This is a genomic window from Epilithonimonas mollis, assembly GCF_900142325.1.
GTDB lineage: Bacteria > Bacteroidota > Bacteroidia > Flavobacteriales > Weeksellaceae > Epilithonimonas > Epilithonimonas mollis.
The window spans coordinates 976,883-991,933 of sequence record NZ_FRAM01000002.1; the positions used below are offsets into that span (position 1 = coordinate 976,883).

The 15,051-nt window shown below is 38.2% G+C and carries 14 protein-coding genes; 10 read left to right on the top strand and 4 right to left on the bottom strand.

Translation table 11 applies throughout. The features are described from left to right. Positions 1-7 precede the first annotated feature (7 nt). A complete protein-coding gene (gene lptC, locus BUA97_RS11980) occupies positions 8-604 on the bottom strand; it encodes an LPS export ABC transporter periplasmic protein LptC (protein WP_072998355.1) in 597 nt (198 codons plus the stop codon). Positions 605-627: 23 nt separating this feature from the next. Continuing rightward, positions 628-1,908 (bottom strand): hypothetical protein, encoded by a 1,281-nt coding sequence (locus tag BUA97_RS11985; RefSeq protein WP_072998358.1) that lies wholly within the window; start codon positions 1,906-1,908, stop codon positions 628-630. 208 nt (positions 1,909-2,116) lie between these two features. Between BUA97_RS11985 and BUA97_RS11990 the strand changes: the two genes are divergently transcribed. From BUA97_RS11990 to BUA97_RS12015, 6 genes are all read left to right on the top strand, one after another. Continuing rightward, on the top strand, positions 2,117-3,223 hold the full coding sequence (locus BUA97_RS11990) for a DNA polymerase III subunit (protein WP_072998360.1): 1,107 nt from the start codon (positions 2,117-2,119) through the stop codon (positions 3,221-3,223). Positions 3,224-3,360: 137 nt separating this feature from the next. Then, positions 3,361-3,993, top strand: a complete 633-nt coding sequence (locus BUA97_RS11995; RefSeq protein ID WP_072998362.1) for a TetR family transcriptional regulator — start codon at positions 3,361-3,363, stop codon at positions 3,991-3,993. Positions 3,994-4,023: 30 nt separating this feature from the next. Further along, positions 4,024-5,322: a TolC family protein gene (locus BUA97_RS12000; RefSeq protein WP_245795891.1), complete on the top strand. Its 1,299-nt coding sequence runs from the start codon at positions 4,024-4,026 to the stop codon at positions 5,320-5,322. A 23-nt stretch (positions 5,323-5,345) separates the two neighbouring features. Beyond that, complete coding sequence (locus BUA97_RS12005; RefSeq protein WP_072998366.1) at positions 5,346-6,461, top strand: HlyD family secretion protein; 1,116 nt, start codon at positions 5,346-5,348, stop codon at positions 6,459-6,461. Positions 6,462-6,537: 76 nt separating this feature from the next. After that, positions 6,538-8,118, top strand: a complete 1,581-nt coding sequence (locus BUA97_RS12010; protein ID WP_072998368.1) for a DHA2 family efflux MFS transporter permease subunit — start codon at positions 6,538-6,540, stop codon at positions 8,116-8,118. 114 nt (positions 8,119-8,232) lie between these two features. Further along, positions 8,233-8,634, top strand: coding sequence for a hypothetical protein (locus BUA97_RS12015; protein WP_245795893.1), 402 nt, complete (start codon positions 8,233-8,235; stop codon positions 8,632-8,634). A 98-nt stretch (positions 8,635-8,732) separates the two neighbouring features. Here the strand turns inward: BUA97_RS12015 and BUA97_RS12020 are convergent, their stop codons facing one another. Further along, entirely contained in the window at positions 8,733-9,488 is a 756-nt protein-coding gene (locus BUA97_RS12020) for a response regulator transcription factor (RefSeq protein WP_072998372.1), read from the bottom strand. Positions 9,489-9,564: 76 nt separating this feature from the next. Here BUA97_RS12020 and BUA97_RS12025 point away from each other — a divergent pair, with 76 nt between their 5' ends. Then, complete coding sequence (locus tag BUA97_RS12025; protein ID WP_072998374.1) at positions 9,565-10,125, top strand: sugar O-acetyltransferase; 561 nt, start codon at positions 9,565-9,567, stop codon at positions 10,123-10,125. Positions 10,126-10,224: 99 nt separating this feature from the next. Then, a complete protein-coding gene (locus BUA97_RS12030; RefSeq protein WP_072998377.1) occupies positions 10,225-10,872 on the top strand; it encodes a DUF1349 domain-containing protein in 648 nt (215 codons plus the stop codon). Positions 10,873-10,945: 73 nt separating this feature from the next. Here BUA97_RS12030 and ligA read toward each other — a convergent pair whose 3' ends face one another. After that, on the bottom strand, positions 10,946-12,949 hold the full coding sequence (ligA, locus tag BUA97_RS12035) for an NAD-dependent DNA ligase LigA (RefSeq protein ID WP_072998379.1): 2,004 nt from the start codon (positions 12,947-12,949) through the stop codon (positions 10,946-10,948). 215 nt (positions 12,950-13,164) lie between these two features. On the opposite strand from ligA, the gene BUA97_RS12040 reads away from it, so the two are divergent. Then, positions 13,165-13,905, top strand: a complete 741-nt coding sequence (locus tag BUA97_RS12040) for a glycerophosphodiester phosphodiesterase family protein (protein WP_072998381.1) — start codon at positions 13,165-13,167, stop codon at positions 13,903-13,905. Positions 13,906-14,049: 144 nt separating this feature from the next. Beyond that, the gene (locus BUA97_RS12045) at positions 14,050-14,763 is read left to right on the top strand and encodes a 3-ketoacyl-ACP reductase (protein ID WP_072998649.1); all 714 of its coding nucleotides are present in this window, start codon (positions 14,050-14,052) and stop codon (positions 14,761-14,763) included. Positions 14,764-15,051 lie beyond the last annotated feature (288 nt).

Consider the following 15,051-nt stretch of genomic DNA (forward strand, 5'->3'; position numbering starts at 1 on the left):
TGGCTTATTATTTACTGGTTGCCGGCAGGTTTGCAGAGTTAAAACTTCCGGAATTATTGAAAAATGTATATTCCGAAAAATCATCTTTTGCAACCATTCCGTGCGAACCGATAAGAATATTTCCATCTTTATCAGATACAAAAACAGTGTCTTTGGTGTACATTTTCTGATTTTTCTTATCCCAGTTGATGGTTTCCATCACAAAAGTCTGTCCTTCTGTTGAGATGACTTTCACACGGCCTTTTGCAAAATAAAAATCTCTTTTCTCATTGTACCGGGCATATTTTGCCCAGATTTTCCCGGGCTCTTTGGGTTTCTTTTTGTCAAAAAACTCAAGATAGATTCCTTTCTTTGCTTCTGCATAAGGCGAATCGATTAATTCGTATTTTTCAATCAAAGGTGCCTTGAAGCGTACTTTTACCAGCCCGGAATCTCTTTGGATAATATTGGCATTATGGATTACCTGGGATGCAAAATCAGTTTTTTTATTCTGACTGACTTTTGTGAGATCTTCTTCGCAAGACTGAATAAGAAAAAACATCAGCAACAGGATTAACTGTTGTGATGTTTTTAGGTTAAATATTTTGAAATAATAATCCTTCATTAGATTATCAGTGTCCGTATCTATTAATTATAAAGTTTTTTACCAAACCATTTGTCAGCAAAATTGATTCCAACTCTCAGGTTTATAAAATTTTGACGGATGAGGTTGTTGTCCAGTGTTCCTCTTTTCCCGAGTTCCAATCCGATGTCTATACTGTTCATACGGTTGATCTGGCTCTTCTCGAAAGGAAGGGTAACACCAGCTGTCAGAGCCATTTTGTTGATACTGCTGCCGTTGATCTGGAGATTTCCTTTTTCATAATATGCACCATATCTGTAGATCACTCTGGAGAAGTATGAACGGAAATTGTTATAATTTGGCAGATACCAGCCTCCCACAGAATATCTGTAAGAATCCTGATAGTTCAGCGTCTGTCCCAGGAAATTAAAATTTTCTCCTTTCTTATAATCTAGCTGTGCACCTAAAAACCATTTCGTATCATGACCATACCCTAATCCAAGTGAAGCTTCCTGTGGAAGAAACTTCTTATCATAAGTCGTTTTTTCTTCAATGATAGTTTCGTAAGCCTTGTTTTCGCCCAGTAGATAATAATATGTACTGTTTGTGTATACGTTTTTCATACTTCCGGTATTCCCGAAAGTATATGTTGCCCCGGCTGTAAATCTTCTGTCGTTAGCGAGTTTTTTCTGGTAGGTTGTTCCTAAAGTAAAATTAAAGGATTCTATTTTGTAGCTGTTTGAATAACCACTTATCAGCTCAGCTCCAGTAAAGGTGACTTCCTCAATATCATATAGTTTTCCAAAATAAAAATTAGATCTCAAACCAACAGCAAACTCAGGATTGATCTGATAAGAAAAGGCTGCCTGAACAGTATTCAGGGTTCCTTCTCCATGGAAACGATGCGCTTCTAAGATATTATCCGTCTGATTCAGATCAGATGTAGTAAGTATATTGTAAGTCTTTGAGCTGTAAGGCTGGAAACCCATCCCGAATTTTATCTTTCTGGAAATCGGAAAAGCTATAGCAATATTGGAAAGATAAGTTGAGTGCTTCGTCGTATTTACATTATTAAAGTCAGACTTATAATAATTATTTTCGTTAGTACCTTCTACTTTCAGGGTTGTAAGTTCCAGGTTGGTGTTCGCAGCCGGATTTCGGAAATTAAAATTATTATTAAAATCCCAAATATAAGCCGTAGAAATCCCTCCCATAGAACTGATATCGACTGTATTATCAAATTTCACATCTCCAATTCCATAAGCTCCGTATGGCGAATTACCAATACTTTGGGCATTTAGGAAATATCCTGCAACCAATGATGATAAAACAAAAATTCTCTTCATCCTTTAAAATTTCAATGCGCAAATATCTTAATTAATAATGAATTGCAAAAATATATTTGGGTTAAAGTTTGTTAAGTACTTTTTACAGCTTTATTTTAAATTCGATGATTAAAATACTTAAGTTAGTGTTTGAAATAATCTGACTCTCAAATTTAAAAACTGTTAACTAATAACTATCAACTAAAAACTAATATTTATCTTTGTCAATATGAAATGGGAACAGATTATCGGTCAGCAATCCATCACAAATCTTTTACAGGATAGCATTCGGAATTCCAGAGTCGGCCATGCGCAGCTGTTTGTTGGCGAAGAAGGTTTTGGTGTTTTGCCTTTAGCCTTGGCAATGGCACGTGAGATTTTTGAAAAGGAGAATCCGGCTTCTGTTCACAAGGTTGAGAATCTCAATCATCTTGACCTGCATTTCAGCTTTCCTGTTTTTTCTGAGAAGAATGTTTCATTGAGCAAACGCTTTTTTGATAATTTCCGCGAAATGATCCTGGATAATCCTTATTCATCTTTTGATGACTGGACCAGTTTTCTGGAATCTGAGAACAAACAGTTTTTCATTTCGGCAGACGAAGCGGAAGATATTGGCCAAAGGTTTAACCTGAAAAGTTTTGAAGGCGGAAGCAAAATTCTCATCGTTTGGCGAGCCGACAAAATGAACGATGCTGCAGCTAACAAAATCCTGAAATTTCTCGAAGAACCGCCAAAAAATACTTACATCATTCTTTGCGCACCAAGCACCAATGATATCCTGCCAACTATTTTATCAAGATGTCAGATTGTTAATGTTCCAAGAATTAATGATGAAGATATTCTGGAAAACCTTCCTGATAAAGAAAGTGCAAAAGAAATCGCCTATCAGGCTCAGGGCAATTGGAATCTCGCCAGGACTTTTTCAGAAAATAATGTTGCTGTTTCAGAATTTGAGTCCTTGTTTATCCAATGGGTTCGGAACGCATTCCAGGCCAAAAAGAAACCGGAAGTACTTCGGGAAATCGTAAAATGGGCACGCCAGATCTCCGAATGGAACCGGGAAAAACAAATGAAATTCCTGAGTTACTGTATTGAGATTTTTCGATTGGCGATGCTCCAGAATTATGGCACTGATGATCTGGTTTATAAAAAACTTAATGAAGGGAACTTTAATTGGACAGCATTCTCAAAGTTTATTCATGGTGCGAACATCGTTTCTATTGTAGAAGAAATTACACAGGCTTCTTATCACATTTCCAGAAATGCCAATTCTAAAATTGTTTTGACAGATATGGGAATCAAACTGACAAGATATATTCATAAGTCAGCATCCTGATTTTATTTTAACGATCTCTCATAATATCTCCATAGACATTATAGAAAAACTCAATAATTTCTTAATAAAAAATTAATCAAACAAATGTTTGATTGAATGTGTTTTTGATTTAAATTTGCCTCGTCAAAAAATCAATTATGCCAACAAAAGAAGAACATATCATGATTGTAGCGGAGAAGCTGTTCGCTGCCAATGGTTATAATGGTACTTCTGTGAGAGATATTGCCACGAAAGCGAAAGTCAATGTTTCTATGATCTCTTATTATTTCGGCTCGAAGGAAAATCTCATGGAAGAACTCTTCAGATGGAGGATGGAAGAAGGGCTCAATTTTGCCAAAAATATTCTTGAAAATAATGAGTTGAATGAAATCCAGAAAGTTGAGGCTTTCGTAGATAATTTCGTTAACCGTGTTCAGAAGCTGAGGGACTTTTATCTGCTCATCCATACCCAGCAAGTCATCAGCCAGAATAAAAATATCCAGAATTTTCTCAGAGAGTCAAAAATCAATTATATAGAAATCCATCAGAAGATTATAGAACAGGGTCTTGAGAAAGGTGTTTTTACAAAAAGACCGTCTTATCATCTTTTGCAATGTACCATTTCCGGGACTATTTTCAATGCCATGCACGGGATCAAAATGTATAAGGAATATCTGAAAAAAAATAATCCTGGTTTTAATGAAAAACAATATGAGAGCCAATATTTTCAGGAAGCAGCAAACCATGTGAAATCCATTATCAGAGCCTTGGTAGGTTATCAGGAACAATAATCTCACACAACTATAATAACAATTACTAAAGTGAATAAATTTTTAACAGCAGCATTTTTTATAATGGTTTACTATTCGGTTTCCGCACAGGAAAAACGAGTGCTAAGCCTGGAAGAAGCTGTAAAATTAGGAATCGAAAACAGCAAGAATCTTAAGATAGATCAAGCTAAAATAGAAGAATCAACGGCCAATCTTTTGGAAGCCAAAAACAGGCAATTACCTGAGTTGACGGTTTCCGGTAGTTATTTGTATCTGCCGCTTGAACCGAATGTCAATCTGAAAATCCCTGGAATGGGAGGTGGCGGACCAAAAGTGAGCAATGTCCTTTATGGTTCAGCAAATCTATCTGTCCCAATCTACTCTGGCGGAAGAATCAAGTACGGAATCAAATCGGCAGAATATCTTGTAGAAGCTTCCAAACTAACTTCGGAAAATGACAGGAATGCAATTGCATACAACATTTCTCAGGCATATAACAATCTTTTCAAAGCCAATGAAGTGGTGAAATTGCTGAAAGAAAATCTGGCATCATCACAGAAAAGAGATCAGTCTTTTATCAAATTGGAAAATAATGGCGTGATCGCAAGGAATGACAGATTGAAAGCGCAGCTTCAGACTTCAAATATCGAATTGCAGTTGATGGAAGCAGAGAACAATTACAGTATTGCCAACATCAATATGGATCTGCTGCTGGGACTTCCTGACAACACAGAAATAGAAGTAGATCCCAGCTATATAGGTGATGACGACCTCGGAAAACCTGATGAGTATTACCTGAATCTGGCCAAGGAAAGCAGAAAAGATCTGCGGGCTATGGATTATCAGAGAAAAGCAGCAGCGCTGGGAACTAAATCTGCAAAGGCAGAAAATCTTCCTTCACTAGCTTTCAACGGTGGTTATGTTGCTGCAGATATTCCAAAACTTTTAACGATTACCAATGCAGTGAATGTAGGTGTCGGGATCTCTTACAACCTGTCGAATATCTGGAAAAAAAATTCCAGCCTGATGCAATCCAAAGCCAAAGAGCAGGAACTTGCAGCAAGTAATGAGCTATTGAATGACAATATTACACTAGAAGTGAAACGTGATTATCAGAATGATCTGTACGCCCATAAAAAAATTGAAGTGTATCAGAGAGCTTTGGAACAGGCAGAAGAAAATTACAGAATCACACTTAATAAATATAATAACGGTTTGGAAACAATCACCAATCTGCTGGATGCAGATACAGCTAAGATCACGGCAAATGTAAATGTCGTTACCTCCAAAGCGGATGCGGCTCTGGCTCACAAAAAATTATTGCAGACAACAGGAATCATCAACAACTAACAATTAATATTTAAATTAAAATAATGGCAAAAGACAATATAAAATTCGAACAGGGAGAAGTTCCTGTGAAAAAGAAAAAAAGCCCTGTATTCTACGGAGTAGTTACAGTTGTAGTTTTAGCGGCGGCATTCTTCGGAGTGAGAGAATATCAGTACAGCCAGGCTCATGAGGAAACTGACGATGCACAGATCGCAGCTGATGTAAGTCCCGTGATTTCTAAAATAGCAGGTTATGTCGCAGTGGTTAAAGTGAAAGATAATCAGTTTGTCAAAAAAGGAGATACGCTGATCGTCCTTGATAACAGAGATCAGAAAATGGCTTTAGCTCAGGCAGAAGCAGCTTTGGCAACAGCTCAGAGCAACGTTTCATCAGCTCAGGCAGGTTCTGTTGCGGCAGCTTCCGGAATCAATAATTCCAAAGCGGCAGTCCAGACTGCAAATGCCCAGATAGAAGCGGCAAAAGTCAATGTCTGGAGAACGGAGCAGGATATGAAAAGATATTCGGAACTGGTAAAGGATCACACGATCACACAGCAACAGTATGAGCAGGCTTCTGCAGCTTATCAAACTGCTCAGAAACAACTTCAGGTTTTGATTGACCAGAAAAACCAGGCCAATGTCCAGACTGTTGTTGTAACCTCACAGTCTAATGCAACTTATCAGAATGTCGGCATCGCCAATTCTCAGCTAAAACAAAGACAAGTGGATGTAGAAAATGCAAAACTGAATCTTTCTTACACAGTTATAACAGCTAAGGAAAGTGGCTATGTTTCCAAAATTCCTGTTCAGGTAGGACAGTTTATTCAGGCTGGTTCACAGCTTTTCAGTTTGGTGATGAGCAACCAGAAATGGGTGGTAGCCAATTATAAAGAAACTCAGGTTGAGAAAATGGTGGAAGGCCAGAAAGTTGAAATAGAAATTGATGCTTATCCTGACCAGAAATTCCGGGGAACAATTGCTTCATTTTCTCCGGCTACAGGTTCTGCTTTTGCCTTACTTCCTCCGGATAATGCGAGTGGGAACTTCGTAAAAGTGGTGCAGAGACTTCCGGTAAAAATCACTTTTGACAACCTTAATCCGGATATTATGAAAAAACTTCGTGTCGGGATGAATGTTCAAACCGTCGTTTCATTAAAATAAAAATAAGGAAGCTGGAAGAGGAAAATAAGAGTAATTAACTTCTGACATCCGACCTCTGACTTCTAACTAACAAATTATGCAAGACGATTCATTAGTAGAATATGGCTTTCGTAGGGTAATTATTACCATTACTGCTATCGTTTGTGCACTTTTGGAAATTGTGGACTCCACGATTGTGAATGTGGCACTAAACGAGATGAAAGGAAACTTAGGTGCCACGCTGTCCGAGGTGGGCTGGGTGATTACAGCTTATGCGATCGGGAATGTGATTATCGTTCCGATGACCAGCTGGCTCTCCCAGCAGTTCGGGCGTAGAAATTACTTTGCGGCATCCGTCATTATATTCACCATTTTCTCATTTCTGTGCGGGAATGCGACCAACATCTGGGAACTGGTGTTTTTCAGACTATGCCAGGGGATTGGTGGTGGAGCGCTTCTGGTAACTTCGCAGACGATTATTACAGAATCTTATCCTGTCGAGAAGAGAAGTATGGCACAGGCTATATACGGTCTGGGGGTAATTATCGGCCCGACACTGGGGCCACCTCTGGGAGGTTATATTGTAGATAATTACAGCTGGCCTTATATCTTTTATATCAATATCCCTTTGGGAATTATCGCCACTTTATTAACCCTTCAGTTTGTAAAAAGTCCCAGGTATTCGGAAAAGCGTTCGGCTTCAGATGTCGATTGGCTGGGGATCGCATTGTTGGCAGCATTCGTTGGTTCATTGCAATATATTTTGGAAAGGGGACACGAAGATGACTGGTTCGAGAGTAAAGCAATTATCTTTCTCACCATTACGGCAGCTGTTGGCTTTATCCTGTTTATCTGGCGCGAACTGACTTTCAAATATCCGATTGTTGAACTCAGGGTTCTCAAAAACGGAAACCTGAGGATCGGAACGGTGATGTCCTTTGTTTTAGGATTCGGGTTGTATGGATCCACGTTTATCGTTCCGCTTTATACCCAGAGTATTCTTGGCTGGACAGCGCTGCAATCCGGAGCACTGATGATTCCGGCTGCACTTACTACGGCGTTTATGATGCCGATCATCGGAAAGTTACTGACCAAAGGGGCGAAACAGCAGATCCTGGTAGCTTTGGGATTATTGATATTCTTCATCTACAGTTTCTGGGGATACAAAATTCTGACACCGGATACCGGGAAAGATGCTTTCTTCTGGATGCTCATCGTCAGAGGAATGGGACTCGGACTGTTATTCATCCCGATCACATCTCTGTCATTAAGTACACTGAAAGGACCGGAGATCGGTCAGGGTGCAGCCTTTACCGGGATGATGCGTCAGCTGGGCGGTTCGTTTGGAATTGCAGCAATTACAACATTCATTGCCAACAGGACACAGCTTTACAGGAGTAATCTGGTATCGCATCTGGATGTTAATGATTTAGATGTACAACAGCGTGTTACCGCACTGAAAGGTAGTTTTATGGCAAAAGGAATGTCGCCGGATGTGGCATTGCAGTCGGCGTACAAAATGCTGGATTTTTCAGTAACCAAACAAGCCACAGTACTTTCTTATATGGATGTTTTCCTTTATCTGGGGATTATCTTCCTCGTTTGTATACCGTTCGTATTGTTTGTAAGGGAAAGAAAAGGCAAAGGCGAGAAGATCGACCTGAGTGCGGTTCATTAATATTTATTTTTTAGTTGTTTGTTAAAAACTCAGAATCTTTATTAGTTCTGAGTTTTTTTTTGGCACTGATTTTAATGGTAGTTGAATTATTAATCCATTCAAAATATCAAAGTTATGATGCCATTATTATCCCAGATAATTCATTTATTTCTCATTGCCGTTCCGGTGGCGTGTATTGCCTGGACGGTCACACACGAAGAAATATTTCGTGAGCCGAGAGAATATTGTCAGAAAATATGTGGAAATACGCAATCTGTCGCAAAAAGAAAATTCTTTTACCTTTTTACTTGCGAATATTGCTTCAGTCATTATATCAGCATCATCTTTTTGATTATAACAAATTTCCAGCTTTTATATGATGGATGGCGTGGATATTTGCTTACCTTTTTTTCATTGGTGTGGATTGCCAACTCGTATATGAGCCTGTTCGGCTACCTGAGACAAAGCCTGAAAGTAGAGAAAATCGAGGCTAAGATGAAGGACGAGAATCTCAAAGAAATGACTGGCAATCAATAACTATTCTGATAATGTGCCTTTTTACAACCGAATAATAATAGCTTTTCTAAAAATATCTCAACCTTCAGACTCTCAAACGAGCAAATCCTACTACTCATTCAAATCCAATTCAGTTTCGAAGCCAGAGTACAGGCTTCCGTAGTATTAGAAACCCGCATCTTTTCCAGAATATTTTGTCGGTGCCTGTTCACAGTATTGATGCTGATGAAAAGTATATCTGCAATCTCCTTACTTCGTTTTCCTTGCTGAATCATTTTCAGAATCTCTTTTTCCCGTACCGATAAGAAATCAGAATTCTCAACCTCGGACTTGTGAATAACTGTTCCATTAGCAGTATTAATAATCATTCCGGTATAATCCGTTGATGGGAAAAAATCAAATTGATAAAGACATAACGCCAGTTCTATATTTTGATATTTGGTCTCTGAAAAATAAAACATTCTGTGGAGCAGACATTTTTCACTTTCTTGAATACGAAGTTTACTTAAAATAGAATAATCTTTTCTTTTTTCCGAATCTATAGTTTTAATAAACTGAAAGAACTGAAGTTCCAGAATATGTTTTTTTAAAACATCATCTGGATTCAGAATTTCAAAAAGTTCTTCTTCCCAAATACTTTCGATTTCCAGAGCATTCTGATTTTTAAAAATATGGAGTTGCTGAGCGATGTTGCCGGAGTAGATGTAGCTTTTATTATTTTTAAAATCACTAAGGATTGCGATTCCGTTTTCCAACATTGCGAAATTGATAGCCATTTTTTTGCATTGGTCAAGCTGGAGTTGTTCGCTTTCAGTTTCTGAAAGGAAATCCTGTTTTAGTAAAGTATTGCCAAGATCATATTGGATATCTTTCATTCAAAATGGTTATTAATCAGTATTGATAATGCATGGCAAAGCCATTATTTTTGTTTTGTCATAATGTAAAAGTACAATGAATAATCTGAACGAAAAAGAGAAAATGCTCTCCGGCGAATTGTATGATGCGAATAATGCAGCGCTGGTAGAGGAAAGACAGCGAAGTAAGGATATGTGCTTTCGGTACAATCAGATTCAGCCAACCAGAATGAAAGAACGAAAAGGTGTTATCAAAACGCTTTTTGGCAAAACAGGGAAGATGTTTCTGATAGAGCAGCCTTTCTACTGTGATTATGGTTACAACATAGAAATTGGTGAAAACTTCTACACCAATGTTAATGTCGTGATTCTCGATTGTGCCAAAGTAACTTTTGGAGACAATGTTTTCATTGCTCCAAACTGCGGATTCTACACAGCCGGACATCCACTGGATGCGGAAACAAGAAACAAAGGTCTTGAATATGCAAAGCCAATAACCGTTGGTAATAACGTTTGGATCGGCGCCGGCTGCACGATTCTGCCAGGAGTATCCATTGGAGATAATGCAGTCATTGGCGCAGGAAGCGTTGTTGTAAAAGATATTCCTGCCAATGTTCTGGCTGTTGGAAATCCTTGTAAGGTTATTAAAGAAATTTAGTTTTGTTCTCGCAGATTGTACTGATTTTGCAGATTGGAAAAAATCAGCACAATCTGATAAATCAACGAGAGTTTATTTTTTAATATTTAAATCAACAAAATGAAAAATATAATATTTACGTCTTTTATAATTTTGTCGGCTTTTAAAGGAATAAAAGCACAATCTTTAGAAAAAATGACCTGGTTTAATGAACCTTCACAATGGGAAATCAAAGACAAAAAACTCACAATGACTGTCACACCGCAGAGCGATTACTGGAGAATATCACATTACGGTTTCACAGTAGATGATGCACCATTTTATTACAATACTTACGGCGGAGAGTTCGAAGCCAAAGTCAAAATCACAGGTGATTACAAAGCACGGTTTGACCAGACTGGAATAATGCTGAGAATCGATGAGCAGAATTACATTAAAGCCGGCGTTGAATTTGTGGATGGTAAGTTTAATCTCAGCACTGTAGTTACGCACAAAACCAGTGATTGGAGCGTCATCGTTCTGGAGAAAACGCCACCATTTGTCTGGATCAAGGCTGTAAGAAGATTGGACGCAGTAGAGATTTTCTATTCATTCGATGATAAAGATTATGTTTTGATGCGCAATGCTAATTTTCAGGATAACACGCCTGTTCAGGTCGGTTTTATGGGCGCAAGTCCGGATGGAAATGGTTTCAAAGCGACGTTTGAAAACTTCTCTGTCAAGCATCTTCCGGACCAGCGGAGATTAGATTGGTTGAAGAAGAATTAATTGTGATAACCACAAAAGTCACAAAAGACTTAATTATCCTTTTGTGACTTTTGTGGTTTAATAGCTTGCAGTTTTATCCAATCAAATCTAAAAACTGCTGCTCATCCAGAATTGTAATCGTTCCGATGTCCTGCGCTTTTTTCAGTTTGCTTCCCGCTTTTTCACCAACAACTAAATAGTTGAGGTTTTTTGAAACTGCAGAAATATTTTTTCCGTTATGCTTTTCCACCATTTCTTCTGCCTGTTCTCTTGTAAAAAGAGAGAGTTTCCCTGTAAACAGGAACGTTTTACCTTCCAAAACATTAGACAGAACTTCATTTGTATTTTCGCCTTTTTCCAGCTGAACGCCGTAAGATTTCAAACGCTCAATCATCAGGATATTTTCAGAATTCTGAAAAAAGTCTGCGATACTGACTGCTATTTTCATTCCGATATCTTCAACCTGACAAAGTTCTTCCAGAGTCGCATTTTTCAGTTCATCAATCGTAGGGAAATTCTTGACCAGTTTCTTAGCAACCGTTTCACCAACGTGTTTGATTCCGATTCCGAATAGTACTTTTTCAAACGGAACTTCTTTAGATTTTTCAATGCCATCCAGAATATTCTGAGCTGATTTTTCCGCCATTCTCTCAAGTGGAAGAAGTTGTTCTTTTGTCAGGGTGTAAAAATCAGCAGGGTTTTCAATCAATTTTTCTCTATAAAGTTGTTCAATCGTTTCTCCGCCAAGATTTTCAATATTCAAAGCTTTTCTGGAAACATAATGGATCATTCTGCCTACAACCTGTGGTGGACAATGCAAATCGTTCGGACAAAAATGAATCGCCTGGTCTTCAATTTTTACCAGTTCGGTGCCACATTCCGGGCAATTTCTGATGTATTCTATTGGCGTTTGCAGAAGCGTTCTTTTCTCCGTGTTTACGCCAACAATTTTCGGGATGATCTCGCCGCCTTTTTCTACATACACAAAATCATGGTCGTGCAAATCCAGTTTTTTGATGATGTCTTCATTGTGAAGTGATGCCCGTTTTACCGTAGTTCCGGCTAACAGAACTGGTTTCAGATTTGCAACAGGTGTTATGGCACCAGTTCTACCAACTTGGTAAGAGACACTTAGAAGTTCAGTTTCCACCTTTTCAGCCTTGAATTTATAAGCCATTGCCCAACGTGGCGATTTGGCGGTAAAACCTAACTGTCTTTGTTGTTTCAACGAATTAACTTTCAAAACAATGCCGTCAATTTCAAAAGGTAGTTTATGTCTTTCCGAATCCCAGAATGTGATGAATTCTTTCACTTCATCCAAAGATTTGCACAATTTCGCCTGGTCTTCCGAAACCCGGAAACCCCAGTTTTTGGCTTTTGCCAAGATGTCCCAATGTGTGTCTGCTGGAAATTCATCCGAAATATATTGATACAAAACTGCTGAAAGTCCACGTTTTCTCACTTCTCCGGAATCCTGCATTTTCAAACTTCCGCTGGCGGTGTTTCTCGGATTCATAAACAAATCCAAACCTTCTTCTTCACGGGACTTATTTATTTTATCGAAGTTTTTCCTGGTTAGGTAAATTTCGCCCCGGATAAAAAAACGGTCAGGGAAATCACCTTTTAAAGTCAAAGGGATATCGGAAATTGTTCTGACATTATTAGTGATTTCATCACCTTGGAAACCATCTCCACGCGTTACAGCCTGCGATAATTTTCCGTTTTCATAAAGAATGGAAATCGAAGCTCCGTCATATTTCAGTTCAGCCACAAATTCTACAGATTCATCAATGGTTTTGATGATTCGTTTTTCCCAGTCCTCAAGATCATCAAAATCATAAGAATTATCAAGAGAATACATTCTAAACTGATGCTGAACGGTTGGAAAGTTTTTTGTAATGCCGCCGCCAACACGCAAAGTAGGAGAGTTGGCATCAAAAAATTCAGGATGAGCTGTTTCCAGCTCCTGAAGTTCTTTCAGTTTTTCATCGAACTCAAAATCAGAAATCGTATTGCTGTCAAGCACATAATAATTGTAATTATGCTGATGAAGTTCTTCTCTCAGGGATTCTATCTTTTGCTGAATGGTTTCGGACATTTGAAAGTTATTTAAAGCAAAAATAACCAAAACAAGGAGAACGGCTAAAAATAAAATGAGTAATTTGGTTCTTCATAAAAATAAAACCACTTAGTCACATAGTATGAACTTCTTTCAGCTTTGCTAAGTTTTACGCCTTTGTGAACTTTAAAAGAGTTTAAATAATATAAAAAATCTTTGCGGACTTTGTGTTCAAATTTATTCAATATTAAAAAATGAAAAAAGTATTTTGCATTTTATCCCTCACCACGATTATGTTAATTAACGCTCAAACCCAAATCATAGCTCACCGCGGCTTTTGGAATACACAGCCAAAAACGTCTGAAAACTCTATCAAAGCTTTAGAAAATGCGCAGAAACTGAAAGTTTACGGTTCCGAATTTGATGTTCATATGACAAAGGATGGAAAGTTGGTTATCAATCACGATGAACATCATGGAACAATGGAAATCTCTGAATCCAATTTTTCTGATCTGAAAAAACTGAAATTATCCAACGGTGAAGAATTACCAACCTTGAGAGATTATCTGAAACAGGGCAAAAAAGACAAAGAAGTCCGCCTCATTATAGAAATCAAACCGACTAAATCCAAGGAACGCGAAAACCAAATCGTTACCAAAGTTCTGAAAACGGTCAAGGAACTTGGTCTCGACAATCAAAGCGATTATATATCGTTCAGTCTTAATATTTGCAAAGAAATCAAGAAACAAAATCCTGCTGCAAAAGTCCAATATTTGGAAGGCAATCTTTCGCCTCAACAAATCAAAGCCGAAGGCCTGAACGGCTTGGATTATCACTACAGTGTTTTCGAAAAAAATCCTACCTGGATTTCGGAAGCTAATTCTTTAGGATTAATAACCAATACTTGGACTGTGAATGATGCCAAAGTATATGAAGATCTCAAAAATCAAGGCATTAAATTTATTACGACAAACATTCCTGACCAATTGAAATAATATCAATAGGAATGGAATAAAGCCAGACGCAATTAAATCTAATCGAATTTCTCAATGATAAACTTGTGTTAAATCATAATATATTATTCTATTGTTAAACAATCGTTTGGTAAATTTGCACTTCGAAATTTAATGAAACAGATTATGAATTTAAAAGGTAAAAATGCTATTATCACAGGAGGAGGTAGAGGTCTTGGAAAGGCTGTAGCATTGGCTTTAGCAAACGAAGGCGTTAATATTGGAATCACAGGAAGAAACGAAAATTATCTTAAAATAACTGCAAATGAACTGAGACAAACCGGTGTCAAAGTAGCTTACGCAGTCTTCAGCGTCGATAACGAATTGGAAGTAAAAGCCGGAATCGAATCTTTGGCGAATGAATTAGGCGGAATCGACATTCTGGTTAATAATGCCGGAATTGGTGACTTCGGAAGTATCGAAGAAATGGCTTCTGACGTTTGGGAACAAGTCATCAAGACCAATCTTTTCGGCGTTTACTACACCGCCAAAGCCGTTTATCCGTTTTTGAAAGAAAAAGGTCAGGGCGATGTTATTAATGTCGCTTCCACAGCGGGACTGAAAGGCGGTCCCAATATGTCGGCTTATGCAGCTTCCAAAGCAGCGGTAATTTCCCTTTCGCAATCAATGATGGCAGAATGGAGAAAACAGAATATTCGGGTGATAACATTAACGCCAAGTACCATTGCTTCTGATATGAGCATCAACGGCGGTTTGACGGACGGTAACCCGGACAAAGTTCTCCAGCCGGAAGATTTCGCAGAATGGGTGAGAGATATTCTGAAAATGAACCGCAGGGCAATGATTGCCAACGCCTCTATTTTCTCGACCAATCCTTAGAATAATAATTTGGGCAGCTTAATCCGCCTTCCGCTCTCAATCTTTTTTGCAGGACGATTTCAGTTTCAATAGAACTTGAAGTACACGCAAAAAAGGATTTCCGCTCAAGTCGGGCTGCAGCTTCGCCATAAAAGAAGATTAGTCTTCAAATATAATATTTGTCATTCCATAGGAATCTAAACATCGTTTGGTTTTTTATAGAATGACATTTTTATTTCATATTAAATCCGGAAAATCAGCCACATCAGCGAGATTTTTAACAGGTCGCTCCTCCGGAGCTTTAATTTT